This is a genomic window from Thalassospira sp. Z349TD_5, assembly GCF_056173045.1.
Genome location: NZ_CM149654.1, coordinates 973,075 through 994,481 on the forward strand (window position 1 = coordinate 973,075; position 21,407 = coordinate 994,481).

General features: G+C 51.5%; 16 protein-coding genes. All 16 read right to left on the reverse strand.

Features of this window, described 5'->3' with window-relative positions; genetic code table 11:
* Positions 1–9: 9 nt before the first annotated feature.
* Positions 10–1,563 carry a sigma-54-dependent transcriptional regulator gene (locus AC0VXT_RS04305; RefSeq protein WP_475547644.1) on the reverse strand — a complete coding sequence of 518 codons (1,554 nt, stop codon included), beginning with the start codon at positions 1,561–1,563 and terminating at the stop codon, positions 10–12.
* Between the two features lie 88 nt (positions 1,564–1,651).
* On the reverse strand, positions 1,652–2,446 hold the full coding sequence (locus AC0VXT_RS04310; protein ID WP_101302023.1) for a motility protein A: 795 nt from the start codon (positions 2,444–2,446) through the stop codon (positions 1,652–1,654).
* Positions 2,447–2,467: 21 nt separating this feature from the next.
* Positions 2,468–2,830 carry a flagellar motor switch protein FliN gene (fliN, locus tag AC0VXT_RS04315; protein WP_022731856.1) on the reverse strand — a complete coding sequence of 121 codons (363 nt, stop codon included), beginning with the start codon at positions 2,828–2,830 and terminating at the stop codon, positions 2,468–2,470.
* Positions 2,823–4,289, reverse strand: a complete 1,467-nt coding sequence (locus AC0VXT_RS04320; protein ID WP_475547645.1) for a FliH/SctL family protein — start codon at positions 4,287–4,289, stop codon at positions 2,823–2,825. Before AC0VXT_RS04320 ends, fliN begins: the two co-directional genes overlap by 8 nt.
* 78 nt (positions 4,290–4,367) lie before the next feature.
* Positions 4,368–5,969: a flagellar basal-body MS-ring/collar protein FliF gene (gene fliF, locus AC0VXT_RS04325; RefSeq protein WP_475547646.1), complete on the reverse strand. Its 1,602-nt coding sequence runs from the start codon at positions 5,967–5,969 to the stop codon at positions 4,368–4,370.
* A gap of 352 nt (positions 5,970–6,321) precedes the next feature.
* Positions 6,322–8,061, reverse strand: a complete 1,740-nt coding sequence (locus tag AC0VXT_RS04330; RefSeq protein WP_475547647.1) for a flagellar hook protein FlgE — start codon at positions 8,059–8,061, stop codon at positions 6,322–6,324.
* An 83-nt stretch (positions 8,062–8,144) separates the two neighbouring features.
* Complete coding sequence (locus AC0VXT_RS04335) at positions 8,145–9,884, reverse strand: flagellar hook protein FlgE (protein ID WP_475547648.1); 1,740 nt, start codon at positions 9,882–9,884, stop codon at positions 8,145–8,147.
* 52 nt (positions 9,885–9,936) lie between these two features.
* On the reverse strand, positions 9,937–10,710 hold the full coding sequence (locus tag AC0VXT_RS04340) for a flagellar hook assembly protein FlgD (protein WP_475547649.1): 774 nt from the start codon (positions 10,708–10,710) through the stop codon (positions 9,937–9,939).
* 21 nt (positions 10,711–10,731) lie between these two features.
* Positions 10,732–12,345 carry a flagellar hook-length control protein FliK gene (locus AC0VXT_RS04345; RefSeq protein ID WP_475547650.1) on the reverse strand — a complete coding sequence of 538 codons (1,614 nt, stop codon included), beginning with the start codon at positions 12,343–12,345 and terminating at the stop codon, positions 10,732–10,734.
* Positions 12,346–12,641: 296 nt separating this feature from the next.
* The gene (fliS, locus tag AC0VXT_RS04350; RefSeq protein WP_475547651.1) at positions 12,642–13,139 is read right to left on the reverse strand and encodes a flagellar export chaperone FliS; all 498 of its coding nucleotides are present in this window, start codon (positions 13,137–13,139) and stop codon (positions 12,642–12,644) included.
* 57 nt (positions 13,140–13,196) lie between these two features.
* On the reverse strand, positions 13,197–14,966 hold the full coding sequence (fliD, locus tag AC0VXT_RS04355; RefSeq protein WP_475547652.1) for a flagellar filament capping protein FliD: 1,770 nt from the start codon (positions 14,964–14,966) through the stop codon (positions 13,197–13,199).
* Positions 14,967–15,073: 107 nt separating this feature from the next.
* Complete coding sequence (locus tag AC0VXT_RS04360; protein WP_475547653.1) at positions 15,074–15,445, reverse strand: flagellar protein FlaG; 372 nt, start codon at positions 15,443–15,445, stop codon at positions 15,074–15,076.
* 84 nt (positions 15,446–15,529) lie between these two features.
* Positions 15,530–16,699 (reverse strand): flagellin N-terminal helical domain-containing protein, encoded by a 1,170-nt coding sequence (locus AC0VXT_RS04365; RefSeq protein ID WP_475547654.1) that lies wholly within the window; start codon positions 16,697–16,699, stop codon positions 15,530–15,532.
* A gap of 409 nt (positions 16,700–17,108) precedes the next feature.
* Positions 17,109–18,281 carry a flagellin N-terminal helical domain-containing protein gene (locus tag AC0VXT_RS04370; protein ID WP_475547655.1) on the reverse strand — a complete coding sequence of 391 codons (1,173 nt, stop codon included), beginning with the start codon at positions 18,279–18,281 and terminating at the stop codon, positions 17,109–17,111.
* Between the two features lie 278 nt (positions 18,282–18,559).
* Complete coding sequence (locus AC0VXT_RS04375; RefSeq protein ID WP_475547656.1) at positions 18,560–20,857, reverse strand: tetratricopeptide repeat protein; 2,298 nt, start codon at positions 20,855–20,857, stop codon at positions 18,560–18,562.
* A gap of 16 nt (positions 20,858–20,873) precedes the next feature.
* Complete coding sequence (gene fliW / locus AC0VXT_RS04380; protein ID WP_475547657.1) at positions 20,874–21,344, reverse strand: flagellar assembly protein FliW; 471 nt, start codon at positions 21,342–21,344, stop codon at positions 20,874–20,876.
* Between the last annotated feature and the right edge of the window lie 63 nt (positions 21,345–21,407).

The window sequence follows — 21,407 nt, forward strand, 5'->3', positions numbered from 1 at the left end:
ATTTCATGGTCAGTCGTGACCATCACCTGGGGCTGGCACAGCAAGTCCGTCGTCGGTATATTGTCGCAACTTGTTACGCAATGTCCGAATGGAAATGCCAAGAATGTTTGCCGCATGCGTCCGGTTGCCAAAGCAGTGCTTCAGCGTATCAATGATCAGATCACGTTCAACCGCAGCCACAGTCCGCCCAACGAGGGAGGATGTGCCCGATCCGTTTTCTGCTGTGTTTTGGGCATCGACGTTGTCTGTATTGGCATCGTTAGAGGATGTGTCATCAGACTCAACCGAGTGTGGCGCGGGTACTGATGGCGCGCTTGGCTTATAGGCCGATGATGCCGCACCATAGGCCGCGTTGGCATTGGCATAGGCCGAACTCGCCCGGCTGGACGGCGAGGTGGTAGAAGGGGCTGGCGACGCAGGTTCAGTTGCCGCCGGCGCAGGGGATGGGGATGGTGCGCTTGCAGTGCTGCCCGTCAGTAAGATCGCTTCGGGACCGATTTCATCCGGGCCAGCAACCAGAACAGCGCGATGCAGAGTATTTTCAAGTTCACGCACGTTGCCGCGCCAGTGATGGGACAGCAAACGCTGGATCGCCAACTGGCTGATTGGGCGCAGCGGCATGTCGTTGGCTTCGGAATACTTTTTGACAAAGAATTCGGCCAGAACCGGAATATCGTCAGGGCGTTCGCGCAAAGACGGAATATCGAGGTTAACGACATTCAAACGGAAATAAAGGTCTTCCCGGAAGTTGCCTGCGTTGACTTCGGCCTCAAGATTACGGTTCGAGGTTGCCAGAATACGCACATCGATTTTAACCGGGCTTTTGCCGCCAAGCCGATCAATTTCCTTTTCTTGAATTGCACGCAGCAATTTTGCTTGCAGGCGGACATCCATTTCGCTGATTTCATCAAGCAAAAGGGTTCCGTTGTTGGCTTCTTCGAATTTACCGATCCGCCGCGCCTGCGCGCCGGTAAAGGCGCCTTTTTCATGGCCGAACAGTTCGGATTCCAGAAGATTATCGGGGATGGCTGCACAGTTTACCGCGACAAACGGTTTGTCCGCGCGGTTTGATTTGCGGTGGACAAAGCGTGAGATGATTTCCTTACCGGTACCACTTTCGCCCGTGATCAGGATGGATGCCGAACTTTTGGCAACCTGTGTCGCCAGACGCAGGGTTTCGGCCATCTTGGGATCGCGATGGATCAGCGCATGGCTTTCTTCGGTAACGGCTTCGAAAATGGCGGCAATCAGGTCGGCTTCGGGGGGAAGGGGGATGAATTCCTGAGCACCGGCCTTAATAGCGTTTACGGCACCATTGACATCATTTCCGACACCACAGGCAACAACTGGCACATTGATGCGTTCCTGAGAAATCGCATCAATAAGCGCTGCGACATCGAGGGTGATGTCGGCCATTACAACGTCGATACGGTTGCCTGCCCGCAGGATATTAAGCGCAGTTGTTACGCTTTCGGCCAATTGTACCGAAGCGCCGCGCGCCATAGCGATCTTGCTGGCTGCGCCGATCTGTCCGCCCAGTCCACCAACGATCAGTACCTGCATAGTCTCATCTCTTTCCGATCATTTTCAATTGGCCGCGAAAGCCGCTTTGACAAAGAGAAGTTCGGGGCCGAAAGTTCCAAGGTGTTGATCAATCAAAATAGCTCACGCGTTTCGATGGCGGCAGGATCGAGTTGATCAGCATTTCCAGACGACGGGGGTTTTCCTGACGACCGATGGATACGGCCCCCACCATGTAAACTGAATTTAGAAGTTCTTCGTCGTTCGAGTTACGTTCAAGTTTACCCGCCAGCGGCATGAAGACCATGTTGGCCAAAACTGCACCATAAAAGGTTGTCAAAAGTGCAACGGCCATCGACGGGCCGATGGAAGACGGATCATCAAGGTTACCAAGCATCTGCACCAGACCGATCAGTGTGCCGATCAGGCCCATTGCCGGGGCAACGTCACCAGCCTTACGCAGAATATTGGCACCTTTTTGGTGACGACCGATGGTGGCGTTCATGTCTTTGCGCATGATCGCTTCGACTTCTTCGGACGGGGTACCATCGACAACAAGCGAAAGGCCCTTCCACAGGTATTCTTCGCTTTGCAGGCTGTCGAGATGTCCTTGCAGAGACAGAACCCCACCTTTACGGGCGATTTCAGCCAATTGCAAAATCTGTAACGCGGCGTCTCCCGGGTTGCGTGACTTATGGAAAATCGTACGCATGAGGATCTTGCCGGAACCAAGAAACTCACCAAGCGCAAAACTGACGGCCGTAATCGCCGCAGTGCCGCCAATAACAATCAGAACAGACGGGATATCAATAAAGGCGCCAGGTGAACCACCGAATACAATTGCGGCAATCACAAGTGCAAAGCCAACGACCAGTCCCCCGACTGTCGCAATGTCAAATGACGTCTTCGTCCCCCCTTCCGCCATAGTCCCGTATCCCTTCTTGCGTTAGCTTTTTTCAGACTTGATGATTTCCGTCATGGTGACACCAAGACGATCTTCCACAACCACCACTTCGCCACGAGCGACCAAACGGTTGTTCACATATATATCAATAGCTTCACCAACTTTACGGTCAAGCTCTACGACAGCACCACGACCAAGTTTCAGCAGTTGGCTTACCTGCATGGTTGCTTTTCCAAGTACCGCTGAAACCTGAACGGGAATATCATAGACGGCTTCAAGGTCTTTGGACGTCTTCATCTGTTCGCTGCCGATATCTGCAGCTGCCAGAAGTTCCGTGCCTTCGCCTTCAAAATCGTTGTCGCTGTCTTCGAGATCCGAGAGTTCAATATCGTCGTCTTCAGCCATTTTCGTCTCCTGCGTCTTTGGTCGATTGCTTTACAGCAGCCCGATCATCTGCTTGGGGCGAATGTTGCGCCTGTCCATTTTCAGGATTTCCGTCCTGCCCAGCAGACGCGCCCGGGGTCGGGTTGGCCGATTGCGGTTTGGTCGGTTCGCCGGTCTCAGCGCTATGCGCCTGATGGGTGGCACCGTCGCCCTGATTGGTCGGTGGCGTTACATCCTCGTTCGTGTTTTGCGCCAAGTCGGCGGCATCTTGTTGTGTCGGCGCAGTTACCGCTGCCGGATCATGGTTTGGTTCTGTGTGCTCTGCCGATGTGGTTTCTACGACAGGATCGACCGGTGTTTTTGGCGCATTATCAAGTGTGGGCATTGCATCATCTGGCGATGTTTGCACATTCCGCAGATTGGTGCCATCGCCTTCTTTTACTTGATGTTCTGATGGGTCGGAAGGTGCGCTGTCCTGGGATGTGTCCGAGGTAACATTTTGCGGAACCTCATGGGCAACATCCAAGGGGACCTCGCCTGCGTCATCTGCCGATAAATCCGTTGTCACAGACGCATCATCCGCCGACGAGGATACTTGGTTCGAGGCGTTTGGTACCGGATTCGGCTCGTTGTCTTCTTCCTCTGCGGGAACCTGAGACGCTTGTTGATGCTCAGGGTCGGCAGCCGGTGCCTCATCGGGCAGGCGGGTTTCCTGAATGTCGGGATCGCCCATATCACTTTCGGCAAGGTCGTGTTCCTCGCTGTGAAGGCCGAGTGCGGTATCAATGATGTTGTTGATTTCCGCCCATACACGGCTGCTGTCACGGACAGCGGTGCCATCACCCCATGACACCATACAGTCACCCGGTGCTACATCCGGCTCTCCGACCACCACAACATTGCCGGAAAAACCGCGTGACAGGGCGATCTGCTGGGCGCTGTCTGAAATTGTCTGTTCAAGATCGGGATGGACCTTGATCATGACTTTGGGTGCTTCGAACAGATTGGCCAGACATTGCCGGACGATGTCTTCGATTTCAGTCAGTTCATATTGTTTTGACCACGCCGGGGCCAGTTTGCGCATCACGCCCAAGGCAACATGGATGGCGTCTTCGTTGATCCCTGCGTTGGCACGTTTTTGCTGTTCGTCGATTTGGGCAAGTTTTTCGCCAATAACGGCCTGACAGTCTGCCGACGCTTTTTCAAGTGACGACAGGATTTCCTGACGACCTTGTTCCAGGCCCTGTGCGTGGCCTTCGGCCAATGCCTGCTCGCGGGCGGCATTTTCAGCCTCGGCGATCATTTGTGCAGATTGTTCTTCGGTATAGATCGCCGGTGGGGGAGGTGGTGCTTCCTCCTCTTTTTTCTTTTTCTTCTTTTTGCCCATTTCGTAATGCTCGTCATCACCGCCTGATGAGCGAATGACATTGTCTGCATCATCGAAACTTAGAGCAAATGTGAACTTTTCAATGGCCGTCATATCGAACCGCTAAACCGCCTTGAGCAACATAAGGGGGCAGCCACTGGCTGCCCGTGAGACGTACAGCTGGCTGGATCATTAGCTTTCCTGATACAGCCAGTTGCGAATAATCGCGAGAGCTTCCTCAGGATGTTTTTCGACAATCTCGCCAATTTTCTTGACCGAGGATGCTTTTACGCGACCTTCGACCATGGAAAGGTTGATCAATTCTTCGCCGTCATCCATGCCCGGTGCCATTGGTACGGGTGCCGGGCCTTCGAGTGCTGGTGTGCCGTCTGCTGTCATGTCATCAGAAAGCAACTGGCGCTGTGCCATATCAGCAGCACTTGGCAGGGTTTCAAACGCGCGTGTGAGCAGCGGGCGGACCACCAGCAGGATGACGAGGATCGCGACAATGGCCAGTACCAGCATTTCTGCGATGCGGAAGATTTCAGCCTTGTCGAGACCGAGGAAGGTTTCGATGTCTTCATCCGGGAACAGATCGGCGGTATCAACAAACTGCATGTTGATGACTTCAACCTGATCGCTACGCTGCGGGTCATAGCCGATTGCACTTCGCACGAGTGCAGCTATTTTTTCCAGATCCTCGGGGGTGCGTTCCTGATAGAGGCGCTCGCCATTTTCATCAGTGGTATAGGTGCCATCAACCAAAACCGCGACAGTTACCCGTGAAATCTCGCCGATTTCCTTAACCTGTGTCGTGGTGGTTTTGGAAATCTCGTAATTCACCGTTTCTTCAGACCGGGTTTCCTGACTTTGCGTACCTGCACCCGCACCACCATTAAGGTTTGGATCGGGCAGGTTATTTTGCAAGGTTACCGGATCGGCACCCTCGGTCTCTGAATTGGTGGAATTTTCGTCAATGGTCTGGCTGGACCGTACAACCCGTTCATCAGGATTGAAGCGTTCATTGGCCGTGGTGATCTTGTTGAAATCCATTTCAACCGACACTTCGGCACGGACTTCGCCATACCCCAGGGATCGCGACAAAAGGTCTTCGATGGTGTTGCGCAGGCGGCTCTCATTGCGAATGCGCATCTCATCGGCTGACTGTGTCAGGAACGTTGAAGACTGCTGTTCGCCATCACCACGTGCGAGAAGACGACCACGCTCATCAATGATCGACACTTTACCGGGATCAAGTTGGGGAACGGCAGCGGCGACCAGATGTTGAATGGCGACGACCTGTTCGGGTTTCAGTTCTCCACCCGACATTTTCACCGCAATAGACGCACTGGCTTGCTGGGTTTCGCGCGAAAACATCTGACGTTTGGGCAGAACAAGATGAACCCGGGCATGCTGGACCGACTGGACTGAGGCGATGGTACGGGCCAGTTCACCTTCAAGTGCGCGGACATGATTGATGTTTTGTTCAAAGCTTGTCGCGCCAAAGCCGTCGGCATTGTCGAAAACTTCATAGCCGACGGAACCACCTGCGGGCAGGCCGCTCTCGGCCATGGTCAGACGCATGCGGTTAACCTGATCGGACGGGACAAGAATTTCTGTGCCGTTATTGAGTAGCTGGTAGCTGACTTGCTGGTCTTCGAGCCGGTTGACGATTTGGCTGGCATCAGCTGGATCAAGGTCGCGGTACAGCAGTTCCATGTTGGGTGCTGAAACACGCAGGATCAGGAAAGCAAAGAAGACAAGCAGCAACACCCCGACGCCGCTCATGGCCATCAGACGTGTTGGTCCCAAAGTTTTTAGCGTTTGTAACAAGCCGCTCACTTTCGACTGCCCCGCACCTAGATTTATACTGTCCCCGGTACTGATCGCTTCACACAGAAAGGGACCAGTATCAACAACGAATAGTTCTCCATGCTGAAGAACAGGTTAACAATCGGCAATTTTTGCCGGGTTGGGTGATTCAAATTCGTCAGTGATTTGAATCGTTTGGATGTTTTCTGACCGGGCTCGACTGCCCTTTATGTAGTGATTTTTTGCCAAAAAAGAAGCCCGGCAGTTTTGCCGGGCGAGTCTCTTTGCATTTGGCGCCCTGCAAGACGCATGATCGCGCGGCGCAGAGCATCAATTATCGTTTGATGCTGATCAGTTCATCAAGCATTTCGTCGGTTGTGGTGATCGTTTTGGTATTTGCCGAATAAGCACGTTGGGTGACGATCATATTGGTGAATTCTTCAGCCAGATCGACGTTTGACCCTTCAAGGGCAGAGGCAACAACGTTGCCTGCACCATTCAAGCCCGGTTCACGCAACAGGTAGTCGCCCGACTCACGGGTTTGGCGATAAACGTTACCGGTATGGTTTTCCATCTCATCGGCGGCCTCAAAGGTCGCAATTGCCAGTTTATAGACCGGGCGTTTGACGCCGTTGGCAAATTCGATCTGCAGGAAGCCTTCTTCGGTCAGGGCATAGTTTACCATGGTGCCAGCTTGTGCACCGTTTTGGTTGATGAAGTGCGTGGTATAGTCAACGTTGTTGCCGTTGGCATCTGCGCCAGCAGCAAACTGTGTGATGCCGTTGCCAAGGCCGATGGTGCCGAAGTCAAGATTGATGGCACTGGCATCAGAGCCATTGGTCCATTCTGCTGTGATATCGACATCGGTCAAGTCACCGGTCGTACCGACCGTGACAGCACCAATGGTGGCTGCGACACCATCAAAGGATTGCAAGTTCCCCGAACCGTCGAAGGTGATGGTCCCGGCCTGGATCAAGCCATTAGGATGGTCGGTTGCATCAAGTTGGCCAGCTGTGGTGTTGCCGGTCAGCTCAAAGCCCCAACGGTTCTGACCCAGTTTGACAACTTGCAGGTTGACGGTATGGGCGGAACCCAGCGAGTCATAGATCGTGACTGGCATGGTGTTGTCTTCGGCAATTGTTCCAGACGCTAAGTCACCTGCCGTGTAGGTGGCGGCCAATGTGTTGGGAAACGGTCCCGTGAAACCAAGTGCGGTTAAGGGGGTGTTGTTATTGTTGGTGATGACCACGTCGCGATCTGCAACCGTGCTGGTAATGGTCAAAGTATCATTCGTGCCTGTCGTCGTTGCCGTCGCGGTGACGCCGGTAATTGCGGAAATCTCGCTGGCGATGTCGGCAAGCGTCTCGCCGGCGTTGATCGTTACCGTTGTTGTGGTGCCGTTATAGGTGATATCGAAGGTGTCGCCTGCGGTGATGCCAGCTTGTCCGGCAAGGGCTGCTGTGCCATCAATACCAGCGGTCGTTGAGACATTGCTTGCGCCAGCAACGGCAACTTCATCTGAGTTCAGGTTTGCGCCAAACTCAAGTGATGTTGTAGATGCCGCCGCAGTTAGGATCGAATTGATATCAAGAACCTGAAGGTCGGTTACCGCCGAACTGTTCGATGTGGTGAGGTTGCCGCTTGTATCAAGCAGCTGACCTTCGCGATCAGTTGCCCACCCTTGAACATAGTAGCCAGCGGTATTGCGCAGATACCCATCATCATCGGGCTTGAAATCACCCGCACGGGTAAAGAACAGCTCGTCAGTAGCACCCGGTGATGCATTGTCACGCACGATGAAAAAACCATCGCCGGAAATTGCCGCAGCCGTGGTTGACGAGGTTGCCTGAAGCAAACCCTGTTTACTGATCAATGCTGTCGGGTGGAAGCGAACCCCGCCTGGCGTATAGCGCGTATTACTTGCGGGTTCTGTTACCAGCGTTGAAAAACGCCCAACCGTGCCTTTATAACCGACCGTATTGAGGTTCGAAATGTTGTCCGAGATGACGCCCAGGTTCTGAGACTGCGCATTCAGGCCGGAAACACCGGAAATCATTGCACCAAAAAGGCTCATGTGTGTTCTCCCAGCACAGAATTGCGATTTTTGAAAAACCGGAACGGTTGATTTTCATCCCCCGTTCCGCAAACTCAGTCTAGTTACCGTTTGATACGAATCAGCTCATCAAGCATTTCATCGGTGGTGGTGATCGTTTTGGTATTTGCCGAATAGGCACGTTGGGTGACGATCATATTGGTGAATTCTTCAGCCAGATCAACGTTTGACCCTTCAAGGGCAGAGGCAACAACGTTGCCTGCACCGTTCAGGCCGGGCTCACGTAACAGGTAGTCGCCCGACTCACGGGTTTGGCGATAAACGTTACCGGTATGGTTTTCCATTTCATCAGCGGCCTCAAAGGTCGCAATTGCCAGTTTATAGACCGGGCGTTTGACGCCATTGGCAAATTCGATCTGCAGGAAGCCTTCTTCGGTCAGGGCGTAGTTTACCATGGTGCCAGCTTGTGCACCGTTTTGGTTGATGAAGTGCGTGGTATAGTCAACGTTGTTGCCATTGGCATCTGCGCCAGCAGCAAACTGTGTGATGCCGTTGCCAAGGCCGATTGTGCCGAAGTCAAGATTGATGGCACTGGCATCAGAACCATTGGTCCATTCTGCTGTGATATCGACATCGGTCAAATCACCGGTCGTACCAACGGTGACAGCACCAATGGTGGCTGCGACACCATCAAAGGATTGCAAGTTCCCTGAACCGTCAAAGGTTATGGTCCCGGCCTGGATCAAGCCATTTGGATGGTCGGTCGCATCAAGCTGGCCGGCTGTGGTGGTGCCGGTCAGCTCAAATCCCCAACGGTTCTGACCAAGTTTGACAACCTGCAGGTTGACGGTATGGGCGGAACCCAGCGAGTCATAAATCGTGACTGGCATGGTGTTGTCTTCGGCAATTGTTCCGGTTGCCAAATCACCCGCAGTGTAGGTGGACGCCAATGTGCCAGGTACGCCGGGGATGCCAAGAGCGGTGAGCGGTGTGCCGGCTGCGTTGGCAAAGACCACATCTTGATCGGCAAATGCACCAGTAAGGGTCAGTGTATCATTTGTACCTGTCGTAGTGGTGGTAGCTGAAATCCCGGTTATCGCACTGATTGCAGATGCAAGATCTTCGAGCGTGTCACCGGTATTGATCGTGATTGTAGAGGTCGTGCCGTTATGCGTAATTGTGAATTGGTCGCCGTTGGCGATGCCGGCTACTGCCGTTAAGTCAGTGGTATCATAATCTATACCGACAGTAGTTGAAGTCGCCGTGCCGCCGGTAACAGCCGTCTCATCTGAGTTCAGGTTTGCGCCAAACTCAAGTGATGTTGTCGATGCAGCCGCAGTCAGGATCGAATTGATATCAAGAACCTGAAGGTCGGTTACCGCTGAACTGTTCGATGTGGTGAGGTTGCCTGCAGTATCAAGCAGCTGACCTTCGCGATCTGTCGCCCACCCCTGAACATAGTAGCCAGCGGTATTGCGCAGATACCCATCATCATCGGGTTTGAAATCACCCGCACGGGTAAAGAACAGCTCGTCAGTAGCGCCCGGTGATGCATTGTCACGCACGATGAAAAAACCATCGCCGGAAATTGCCGCAGCCGTGGTTGACGAGGTTGCCTGAAGCAAACCCTGTTTACTGATCAATGCTGTCGGGTGGAAGCGAACCCCGCCTGGCGTATAGCGCGTATTACTTGCGGGTTCTGTTACCAGCGTTGAAAAACGCCCAACCGTGCCTTTATAACCGACCGTATTGAGGTTCGAAATGTTGTCCGAGATGACGCCCAGGTTCTGAGACTGCGCATTCAGGCCGGAAACACCAGAAATCATTGCACCAAAAAGGCTCATTTTTCTTCTCCTACACCTACAAGGTGTTCATCAAATCCAGTTGGATGCGGCCTTAGGCTGCTTCGTCTTGTTCATCGGTACCGGAACCATCATCAGTTCCCGGATCCGTTCCGGTATCCGTACTGTTCGCGCCCAGCTTAACGTTCGTAAGGGTCGAGAACGGTACCGCGACATCGCCGATACGCAGATAAATGTCGTCGTCATTAATATCGACACTATCGACAGAGCCGATGATGCCAATCGCCGTAGAGGCAGGCTTACCTTTTTCATCTTTGAAGGTATCGCCGTTTGCGGCCATCGGTTTGAGAACGAGCGTGTAGGCACCTTCATCCTGCGCAACACCACTGTTGTTCTTGCCATCCCAGTGGAAGTTCTGAAGGCCGGAAACATCGGTGAGTTCTTCGGAGTAGACAGTCGCTCCGGACTGATCCTGAACCTGCAGCTGCAGGCGCGGAACCTCGGGCGCGATGTTGTATTTGTAATTAAGCTCGCCGCCCTCCTCAAGCCAGTTAGTATCCCCAACAGCTTCAATTTCGGCACCGACATAGGACAGAGCGGAAAGCTGTCGCTGCTGACTTTGCATGGCCAACAGGTTTTCGAGGTTCTTGTTGCTCTGAATGCCTTGCTCAACTTGGGCGAACTGGCTCAACTGGTCAGTGAACTTGTCACTTTCCATTGGCGATGTCGGATCCTGATTCTTAAGCTGCGTGGTTAGCAGGGTCAGGAACGTATCAAAGTTCGCCGAAAGTTGATTGGCAGAGCTGTTTGATGCGGCGTTGGTATCATTCGTTGAAAGACCAACGTTTGTTAAGGATGAAATGGCCATGGGCTTGTCCCTCTACCTTTCCTATATCCGAATATCGACAAGGCCGTTGGGATTGATCCCATAGCCAATGCCAACATGTTCGGCGAGTTCGGCTCCGCTCAGGACATCGCCATCATCGGGGCTGCTGCCCTGATTGGCTGTCATCTGAGATCGACCATTGCCATCCTGACCTTGGCCACCTTCATTCCTGTGCTCGAAGGTGAAGCTTTGACTGTCAGCATTAAGGCCGGCATCTTTAAGAGCCTGCTGTAACGCACGAGAATCCTGACGCAGCATATCCAGCGTTTCACGGGTATCTGCCTGGATGACACCTTGAACACGGCCATCGTGACCGATTTCAAGTTTGACATCGACGCGGCCAAGATGTTCCGGGCGAAGCTGGACCGAAATTTTATCGACACCTTCACTCGCAGCATTGCGGATTGAAACCGCGACCTGCTGCTGAACCGGCTGAGCCGGGGCTTGACGTGCTGTCTGACCTGTTAGGTTGTTCGTGCCAGCCTGATTTAGACTGTTAGTACTGTTGACCTGCCCGTTAACCGCTTGTGCCGATCCATCTGTAGCTGTTGTTGCCGTAACGGCGGTATTTCCATTAGCCGTCGCTGCCTGAGGCTGGGACGATGTGTTGGTGGGCGCTTGTGCACCTGCCGCTGCGGCCATGGCTTGCTGTGTGGCCTGTGCCGGATTGCCTGCAGACTGTTGTGTGGCGCTGGCATTGGCGCCAGCTGAGGCCGTGTTGGTCGTGGAGGCGTTTGACGCGGTTTCCGTTTTGCCCTTGCCGTCTCCACTCATGGAGTCAACAACGTGTGAGAGGAATTTGTCAGATGACAGTTCGTCTCCCGTGGCATCCCCTTCACCCGCGGCATTCAGCGCCATTTTGGCCGATGCGCCAGCGGCGGGCTGCGATAGTGCGGTTGAGCTCATCAATCCGTCGGTGGTGCCGTCAGAAGCAGCACCATTGGCCGTCATGCCAGCGGCAGGTTGACCATTATTCGCTGCAACTGAGTTTTGTGCTGTACCTGATGCTGCTGCGACTGTCTGGGCCTTGGCGTTTGCAAGAGCAAGTGCTTCTGGCGATCCCGGAAGTGGCATGGCCTGAACCGGCTGATTCGGGTCAACGACTGTGTTATCGGTGACGGCGTCTGTTTTTGTCGCTTCGCCTGTACCCTGACTATCTTCATTAGTTGCAGTATCAGAAGATGTTCCCTTGGCGGTGCTGGCGTCATCGCCCGATGCATCGGGTTCGTTGCTTGCCTGTGCGTCCGGATCGCGCGGCGTATCGTCGCTGCGATCAGCGCTGACATCTTGATGTTCATCGGGTTTCTGTTCGCGGACCTCGGCATGATCGTCTTTGTCGATATGGCGCGGTTCGTCGTCGCGGCGCGCGTTGCGTGCGTCGTACTCGTCAGCGGCATCGTTGTTATGAAGATGCGCTTTTGCGTCTGAGCGGCTTTTCTCCCAGTTGCTCTGGGCAGATTTTGCCGCGTCATTTTTGATCTGCGCGTTACGTTCAGACCAATTATCTTTGACTGAATTCATCACGTCGCCAAAGCCAGAACCGGCACTTTCCTGCGCGCTGGCGCCGGGAATAGAGACGGTTGGCATAATGCTGTTTGTAATCGCAGAGCTGTTCATAATTTCGGTCCTCATCGAAACAGTGTCAGAACATCTGCAATTGGCGGGCCAGTTTTAAGTGTTAATAGAATCCTTAGATTTTCAGTGAGTTAGCGCACATTAAGTCTTTTGGGTAAATTTTGCCGAGCGGATGCTATTCGCCCAACAGGGCAAAAACGCCCTTGTGAGTGTAAGAGATACGTCTGATAGGTGAGATGGAAGATAGAGCAGGGCAGAGGACACAATAAGAAAAAGCCCCCGGCATGACGGAGGCTTTCAAAATCTTATTTAATATGTCTAAGGTCTACACAGGCCAATTAGGCCGAGATCGACAACGTTGACTTGGCAGGAGCCGGAGTTTCATCACCTGCCGATTTTCTTTCGTCAGTCGGCTGTGCCGGGCGACCTTGCTGTACAGCCATGATCGCTTGACGAAGTTCGCCTTCACTTTTTTCAGACAAAACATACCAAGAATCTCTGATCGGTCTGAGAAGCCCGATGACTTCTTCTGCGGCTTGAGGGTCGTTGTGGCGATCAACATCCATCAACCGAATAAGACAATGGGAATAAAGCTGTTCAAGATTGAACGCAATTTCACCCCCTTGATCCATATCGAGGGTCTTTGACAAATGGGCGATTAGTTCCTGCGCGTTGGAGTTCGCATTACAACGGGCCTGAATATCTTTACGCTCAATTGCGTTTTGGGCTTCTTGCAGGCGCGACAAAATTTTCTCATACAACATGAACACCATCTTGGCCGGTGAGGCTGTATTAACTTGCTGCTGCTTGTAAGTATGGGCGGCGTGTTCGTTCATGAGACACTCCTTAGTCTACGGCTCGACATGCTAGTGTGCATGTATGGCGGACAAAAGTTAACTGTTTTCTTTGCCTGCAGCCATCAACTCATCGAGAGAGCTCTGAATGTTCTTCATTCGTGCAAGGGAAGATTCCATCGCAATGAACTTATCCATAAGAACTTCTCGCTGTCGGGCAAGGCGTTCATCAAGACGAGTTATGCTGTCTTCAAAGGATGTGTTCTGCGTTTCAACGTCAGAAATCGCCTGTGTTAGGCTACCTTCTTCTGCGTCAAGAATCGCATCAAGTTCAAAATAGAGCTGCGCTCCTAAACCTTTGCTGGTCGTAACGGTAGCAGTATCAGCCGCCGTCATGTCACCACCATAAAACAAGCGGAGTCCATCAGCCGTGGTAATAGAGGATCCATTAACTGTTGCGGTATTACCGGTTGTGGTAACCCCATCAATCGTGATGTCATAGGTGACGCTGTTGATCGCACCGCCAGATGCGTCGATATTGAACTCATAAGTTGCGGCGTTTGTCTTGCCGTTAAAACTCGTCATCGTGAGGTCGGAATTACCCGACTTCGTCCGGAACAGGAAAAGTTCCATGACTTCGTTTGGATTGTTTAATAGTGCAGCGTTCAGTGCTGTTTCATCAATCTCAAGCGTTTTATCAAGGGATTGGTCTGCATTTGTGCCGTAGGCGACAAAATCAATTCCGATTTCGGCGAGAACAGAATAGTCGTCCTTGTCTACCTGGTCGGTGACGCCTTGGGCAAACGATCCAGCGATGCGTTGCAGCGTTGATTCAATGGTTTTGACTGATGAGTCGCCCAGAAGGATTGCATCATCAGATGGTTTTCCCGTCGTCTTATCGACAAAGGTTTTATCGTTTATAAAGGTCTGGACAGCGTTATAAGCGTTGACGAAATCAAGGATCGCCGTTTTTGCCTGATTAAGGTCCTGCTCCACCCCAATCGTGATCTTTGTACCCGGTTCCGCGTCATAAAGGCTAACCGTCAAGCCATCAATTAGATCGGAAAACTCGTTCGATCCGCGCGTAACCGCAATGCCGTCCAGCTGAATCAATGCATCGTTACCGTCGTCAATAACGTTGGGTGCGTTGATCGTGGTTGCATCAGACAGAACGCCAAGCCCTTGTAAAACAGAGCCGGTGTCGTCACTGAAGGACATACGGTTAGCTTCACCTTCTTCCGTGGAGGTGAAGATAATCGTGCTCTGGGTGGCAGAAACCTTAACCACAGATGCTTGAACGCCAGTGCTATCCTTAACGTTATTAATTTTATCACGGATATCCTGAAGCGTATCCCCCGCATTGACTGTAATACTCGAGCTTCCCGCACCGCCAGTAATTGTAAACTCACCTGTGCCTGTAATCCCGGTTACGTCATCACTGGCTGCAACAGCTTGAGTATTGCTGGAAAGCTTGTGATTGGATGCAATTTGGTCGATCTCGAATGTATAGCTTCCACTGGCGGCCGCGTTTGATGCGGTCACACCGATAAGCGAAGCTGCATTTGTGCCATCTGACGTGGCAAAAATTTGTTTGGATTCGAAGATATTTTTCGATTTATCGAAGCTCGTGGCACCATATAGCGTGGCCATTGAGTCTTTAAGCGTTCCCATCAATGTCTGCAGCTCTTTGAGCGCGACAAGTTTCTCATCGTTTTTGTCGATGCGGGTTTCCAGATTGTCCGCAGGAATACGGCGTGCCGCAATCATTTGGTCAACGGTATCGACAAAGTCGATATTCGAAGACCCACCAGATAGCTGTACGCGACCGTTTTCGCCGACATAAATGTTGTTTAGGTTTAAGCTACTCATTGGTTTCGCTCCCTGGGCACTATCAGTAGGCTTTCGCTATAAGCTTGCATTTCCGTCAACCTATTGGTTGGAGCAAGAAGCGTGCCGACTAAGGCCCAATCGCCTTATTAAATTTCTTCGTCCACGACACTGCCGAGGTATTCACGCATCTGGGAAAACAGCTGCTGCAGTTCTTTGGACGGAAGTTCGCGCAGGATTTCACCACTAGCACGATCTGTAATTTTGGCAACGACGCGCCCTGTGTCTTGGTTGAAGTTCAGTTCAACGCGGGCGTCATTATTTGCAATTTCTGGAATGTCGAGATTGGCAAGGGCTTGCTGAAGTTTTGAAGCTTGGCCGTTGTCAATCTTCTTGGATTGTGCTGGTGAGAACTCGACCCGAGCAGCACTATTGTTCGCGGGCGCAGAAGGGGCCGGAGAAGAAAGCTTGGCACTCTGAGCTGGCGAACTGCCAGACGTATATGTGTTAACAAGTTCCATTTGACCCTCCTAAGCCATTCTAAGGCAAAGGATAACCCGGATATGGGATGAGGGTAAACCCTCATCCCAATTCGGCTATCCGGATTACTGCAAGAGACGCAGAAGGTTCTGCGGCATCTGGTTGGCTTGTGCCAGCATAGCCACGCCGGACTGAACCAGAATCTGCTTGGAAGTGAACTTGGTCATTTCCGCAGCAACGTCAAGGTCCATCAGTGTCGAACGGGCAGCTTCGTTGTTTTCCTGCGAAGATGCAAGGTTCTGAGCCGCAAAGTCCAGACGGTTCTGACCGACACCTACGTTCGAGCGGGCTGTCTGCAGTGAGTCAATTGCAGTATCAATACCATCAATCGCTGCCTGAGCATTAGCCGTTGTGTTAAGTTGCAGGCCGTCAACACCAAGGGCGGCGGAGTTGGTTGCCGTCAGTTGGAAGTTAAGGCGATCCGTGTTGATGTCGTTGCCTGCGCCAATCTGGAAGTCAAGCTCGGTGTCACCAGTCTGCGTTGCAACATCAAAGGTGTTGTTGGCGGTGATATCGGTGCCAAAGGCAAATGCCGAGTTCAGGGTAAGAGTGATACCCAGTGACCCAAATTCAACGTTTGCAGTTTCCGAGCCGGTCAGTGCTGTCAAGCCAATGTCGTCCAGGTCAATCGACTGGGAGAAGTTCGCCTGAGTTGTGTTGGTCAACGTCATGGTGTTGGAAACGTTGTCAAACGTCAGCGAAATAGCGTCAGCATCGGCAAGGCCAGCATCGTCGTTAATTTTGAAACCTGCGATACCGTCAGCGGCTTCGATGTTCGTGCCAACTGCGGTCGGGTCAACACCAAAGGTAATCTGACCGGAAAGCAGCTGTTTGCCGTTGAAAGTGGTAGAAGCTGCGACACGGTTGATTTCTTCGTCGAGTGACTGGAACTCATCATCAAGGAAGCCACGTTCTACATCGGTCAAGTTGCCAGAAGCAGCCTGAACAGCCAGCGTCTTCATACGGGTCAGGACGTCGTTGATGGTGGCCATACCGCCATCAGCGATCTGAAGCATGGAGTTTGCCTGACCAACGTTAACCGTGGCAGTCTTAAGTGCTTCAACCTGTGAGTTCAGACGTGCACCAATGGCCATGGAGGCAGCATCATCACGTGCAGAAACAACACGGGTACCCGATGAAAGTTTGGCAAGCGAACGGGTTGCCATTTCATCAGAGTTGCTCAGGTTACGGTGAGCAACGTTAGCAGCATAGTTGGAAATAATATTAAGAGCCATTGTATTTCTCCTACATGGATAGCTCGGAACGGCTTATTGCCATTCGAGGACTGGCAACATCGCCAGAACTGCGCCCAATAAGATCATCCTGATCAAAAAGGGAGCTGATTTGCTTGTGCTTAGAATATACGTATGTATGGGGTTGTTGTCTAGCAAAAAGTGAATGGAAAATTAATCAATAAAAACAAATGGTTGATGTGGTTTCGATGATTAATCTGCACGGCAGGGTTAAATATGTTTCTATTAAAGTGCAGCTAAATGGTTTGTTTTGTCTGGATTCGCGAATTGCCACAGGTCTCGGTCTGGCTAATGTCTGGTTGGAAAGTAGAACTTCAAAAAGTTAAAGAAGGGCTCGTTCGAGCCCTTCTTTAGTTGTCCAGTATGGAATCTTTTCTGTTTGGGTTTTGTCTTAACCCTGCAGAAGACGTAGCAGGTTCTGCGGCATCTGGTTTGCCTGTGCTAGCATTGCAACACCTGACTGCACCAGAATCTGCTTGGAAGTGAACTGTGTCATTTCGGCAGCAACGTCAAGGTCAAGCAGTGTTGAACGGGCGGCTTCGTTGTTTTCTTGCGAAGACGCGAGGTTCTGAGCTGCGAAGTCCAGGCGGTTCTGGCCGACACCCACGTTCGAGCGAGCGGTTTGCAATGCATCAATTGCAGTGTCAACACCGTCAATTGCAGCCTGGGCATTTGCCGTGGTGTTAAGTTGCAGGCCATCAACGCCAAGGGCGGCGGAGTTGACTGATGTAAGATCAAAGGTAAGGCGGTCCGTGTTGATGTCGTTGCCTGCGCCAATCTGGAAGTCAAGCTCGGTATCTCCGGTCTGTGTCGCAACATCAAAGGTATTGTTGGCGGTGATATCGGTGCCAAAGGCAAATGCCGAGTTCAGGGTAAGGGTGATGCCGAGAGACCCAAATTCAACATTTGCAGTTTCCGAGCCGGTCAGTGCTGTCAAACCAATGTCGTCCAGGTCAATCGACTGGGAGAAGTTCGCCTGAGTCGTGTTGGTCAACGTCATGGTGTTGGAAACGTTGTCAAACGTCAGCGAAATAGTGTCAGCATCGGCAAGGCCAGCATCGTCGTTGATTCTGAAACCTGCGATACCGTCAGCGGCTTCGATGTTCGTGCCAACTGCGGTCGGGTCAACACCAAAGGTAATCTGACCGGAAAGCAGCTGTTTGCCGTTGAAAGTGGTAGAAGCTGCGACACGGTTGATTTCTTCGTCGAGTGACTGGAATTCGTCATCAAGAAAGCCGCGCTCGACGTCGGTCAAGTTCCCGGACGATGCTTGTACAGCCAAAGTCTTCATGCGAGTCAAAATATCGTTGATGGTGGCCATACCGCCATCAGCGATCTGAAGCATGGAGTTTGCTTGACCAACGTTAACCGTGGCAGTCTTAAGTGCTTCAACCTGTGAGTTCAGACGGGCACCAATGGCCATCGAAGCGGCATCATCACGTGCGGAAACCACGCGCGTACCCGACGAAAGCTTTGCGAGTGAACGTGTCGCCATTTCATCTGAATTGCTCAGGTTACGGTGAGCAACGTTGGCAGCATAGTTGGAAATAATATTAAGAGCCATCTTTCTATTCCTACGTTGGTTGCGTGCGGTGAGTTTACACTTTCACCAGTGTTTCACCGGGCTTTGCAATTACTTAGGAATGTTGCGCAAGCCCGTTGCTCAGGAAACCATCCTGAACGAAGTATACTATTTGCCAATTAATCATTCAATAGGTGTGCCAGTTTGCATCATATGTGTTGTAGAGGTTGTATTTGTTGGCATGTTAGGTTTGTTTAATGTTTTGTGGTCACAGCCTGCCGGGATTTGCAACCAGCTTTTATCTCGTACGCCGGCAAATCTTACCTAGTAGGTTTGCGACACCAAAACTGGTACATACCCCTGAATGTGTCGGGGAAACGTTCCTCAAAGCGGCACCATCGATCAAGTTGAAGGCTTTCCGGGCAATTCGGGTTTTCTTTACGAAACTGGATCAATGTTTGTGGGGTTGGTGTTTCAAATCCTAGGAACTCCAAGCCTAGTTTGTCTAGGGCGCTTGCAATTTCAGGAATTGTAAAACGATGTTCTTGAACATGAAAGATCAAGTCTCTGCAAGGACTCAGGCTGTAAAAGTCACCGCGCATACAAAGCTGTATGAGTTGCGGGTCGCCTTTTTCCGCAGCGGCAACGATATCCTGCCGACATCGACGCATTTCTGCGGCAGAAGATCCATAGCCACCTTGCTCAATAAACTTACGGGCGGCGATGATGTCAGGCCGGCCTTTTTCACTGTAAAGTCCGATTTTCATCAATCCGCCATCACGCAGGAGGTTGACCAGAACTTTCCATCCTGCCAGCGGATCCGCCATATGGTGCAGAACACCACCACATTCGATCATGTCGAATTGTTTGCCAATCTTGTCAAGTTTGAGAATGTCACCCTGTATATATTCAAGATTTTTGATCCCGGCTTCACGTGTTTTACGCAGCGCATAGGAAAGACTGCCAAGACTTAAATCAACGGCAGTTACCTTTGTGTTTACAAATCGTGAGGCGGCCTGAATTGCATGTTGGCCTGTCCCACATCCTGCAACGAGTGTCTCTGGATTTTCAGGTGCCCTGTAATCATCGAGCTTGAATGCAAGCGGTGGCGCGCAAAGCACGTCCTTTACCGGTTTGGGAATTAGATGCGAAGTGTGAATCCAGCGTGGATAAGGGTTTTCCTCATACTGAGCGCGAACGTTTTGAGAGGTTGCGTCCTCAATATCTGCCACCTGAGGAATTGACTTTCGCAACGTCTTTTCGGTCTCAGGTTCTGTAATCTGAAGGCGATATACAGCCGCGCATTCATTGTTATCTTCAAGCCGTGGGATTTGCGATTTCCATGGCATGGTGTTTAAAGGTTCATAGCACGCAATTAGCAGCCACAGGTCTTTGGGAACAGTTTTTCCTTGGGCAAAAAGACCTTCGACCTTCTGTTTCAAATTCTTCAGATGTTCTTGTTCTTTCGCATCGACAGCGTAGGCGTATTCATTGATAAAACATTGCTGCGCCAATACAGATATGAAGTTTATTTCTTGATCGTTGTGTTCGCCGCAACATGCACGAGCAAGTAGGGCGCGCCGTAGATTAGTTAGCAGCCTTTCAATACGTAAGTCAGCTACCGGAACCTTTGCCATCAAACGCATGAAAAGTGTTGTTTGGCTAAGGATCTTTATGTTGTTGCGAATTGAAAAGTCTTCTGCAGTTACTGTATCAGCGTTGTCGAGAAGGCGTGCAAATTCATTACGATGTCTTAACGCGCTGATAATTGGAAACATCAGGCTGGCGGGCGACATGTCTCGTTTGTCGAGAAGTGCCAGTAATGACTGCTCCAAGTCGTCACTCGTACCGGAAAACGACATGCCCGCGACGCAGTCGCGAAAAGCGTCCCAGTGGCGATGATTATCTGGTTGAAAATTAACGGCTTGACTGTGTAGTTTGAGGGCTTCCTTATGGCGTGACAGATACTGCAGGGCGATTCCTGACGATGTCAGGACGTTCGCGTCCATCGGGTTTATTGCCCGGGCTTTTAGAAAGCTCTCAAGTGCTTGTTCGTATTTCTGCTGTTTGGTAAGGATTTCGCCAATGGCTGTGAGCCCTTCGGCGTGGTTTGGGGCAAGGCTTACCATTTTGAGGTAGCATTCAAGTCCCGCGTCAAGTTTGTCGGCGGACGCAAGGAGTGCACCAAGGTTTTTATAAGCAGCAGCATATTCGGGTTTCAAAGTTATGGCGCGACGATAGCATTCTTCAGCCGCAGCAGTATTACCAGTTGTGTTAAAAACCACACCTAAGTTGTTATATGCTTCAGGGTTGTCGGGAAAAATCGAAAGTGAACCCTGCAAGCATTCGATTGCTTTGGCATGTTGCCCTGCTTGATGAAGTGCGATACCTGCCAAGTACAGCGCCGTCGGCTGTTTTGGGTCAATTGCCAGAATATGCGAATAGACTTCCAGCGCCTTCGAAAGGTTGCCGCTAGAATGGTGCTGTTTTCCTGCGGCAATAAGCTGCTGTATCTCAACAGATGGTGCTGGCATACTCGCACGAAGGGGACGTGCCGATAGTTTCGAAGCACTTAAATTGGAATTTTTGGCGTTGCGACGACGTTCACTTCTGTTCATTTGGTGCCTAGTCTTTTTAAAGGTCCATTTGTACAGGGTAGCGGTCATTGCCCATGACGTGTTGCCATGCTACTTGACGACCTGTATCAACGAGAATTGGCGCACGCACGTTGGTGGACAGCCTGATGCCTTTGCCATCCGGTGCACTACGAATGGTGACGACCATTAAAATGGCCATGTCGTCGGAATTAATAGCCAAGCTTTTATGCGCTATCATCAAATCCTTATCGTCATACACTTCGCTTTCGACATTATATGGTGCGACGATGAAGGACAGATTGGCATCTGTGAGACTTTGATACAGTTTGAACTGATCAAGCGAACTGTTGGGAATATTGGCAAGCCCAAAAACATGATGTTCCGGGAAGCCAAGAAGGCCGACAGGCATATAAATGCCCTTGTCCCAGCTGAACTCGATATCGCCGAAACGTGTTTCTACCGTGACGAATTCAGGGGTTTTGTTTTCGGCGATGTTTTCGGTATCCATGCCCGCGTTACTCCGACGGTCGTACGTTTTGACTGTGCAAACGGCAATCGATCAAACAGACAA

Bases quoted from the DNA above. Each gene is read 5' to 3' on its own strand.
- AC0VXT_RS04370 (WP_475547655.1), bottom strand. From the start codon at position 18,281: ATGGCTCTTAATATTATTTCCAACTATGCTGCCAACGTTGCTCACCGT.
- fliN (WP_022731856.1), bottom strand. From the start codon at position 2,830: ATGGCTGAAGACGACGATATTGAACTCTCGGATCTCGAAGACAGCGAC.
- AC0VXT_RS04335 (WP_475547648.1), bottom strand. From the start codon at position 9,884: ATGAGCCTTTTTGGTGCAATGATTTCTGGTGTTTCCGGCCTGAATGCG.
- AC0VXT_RS04345 (WP_475547650.1), bottom strand. From the start codon at position 12,345: ATGAACAGCTCTGCGATTACAAACAGCATTATGCCAACCGTCTCTATT.
- AC0VXT_RS04365 (WP_475547654.1), bottom strand. From the start codon at position 16,699: ATGGCTCTTAATATTATTTCCAACTATGCTGCTAACGTTGCTCACCGT.
- fliF (WP_475547646.1), bottom strand. From the start codon at position 5,969: ATGGCCATGAGCGGCGTCGGGGTGTTGCTGCTTGTCTTCTTTGCTTTC.
- AC0VXT_RS04330 (WP_475547647.1), bottom strand. From the start codon at position 8,061: ATGAGCCTTTTTGGTGCAATGATTTCCGGTGTTTCCGGCCTGAATGCG.
- AC0VXT_RS04360 (WP_475547653.1), bottom strand. From the start codon at position 15,445: ATGGAACTTGTTAACACATATACGTCTGGCAGTTCGCCAGCTCAGAGT.
- AC0VXT_RS04320 (WP_475547645.1), bottom strand. From the start codon at position 4,289: ATGACGGCCATTGAAAAGTTCACATTTGCTCTAAGTTTCGATGATGCA.
- fliD (WP_475547652.1), bottom strand. From the start codon at position 14,966: ATGAGTAGCTTAAACCTAAACAACATTTATGTCGGCGAAAACGGTCGC.
- fliS (WP_475547651.1), bottom strand. From the start codon at position 13,139: ATGAACGAACACGCCGCCCATACTTACAAGCAGCAGCAAGTTAATACA.
- AC0VXT_RS04375 (WP_475547656.1), bottom strand. From the start codon at position 20,857: ATGAACAGAAGTGAACGTCGTCGCAACGCCAAAAATTCCAATTTAAGT.
- AC0VXT_RS04310 (WP_101302023.1), bottom strand. From the start codon at position 2,446: ATGGCGGAAGGGGGGACGAAGACGTCATTTGACATTGCGACAGTCGGG.
- AC0VXT_RS04340 (WP_475547649.1), bottom strand. From the start codon at position 10,710: ATGGCCATTTCATCCTTAACAAACGTTGGTCTTTCAACGAATGATACC.
- AC0VXT_RS04305 (WP_475547644.1), bottom strand. From the start codon at position 1,563: ATGCAGGTACTGATCGTTGGTGGACTGGGCGGACAGATCGGCGCAGCC.
- fliW (WP_475547657.1), bottom strand. From the start codon at position 21,344: ATGGATACCGAAAACATCGCCGAAAACAAAACCCCTGAATTCGTCACG.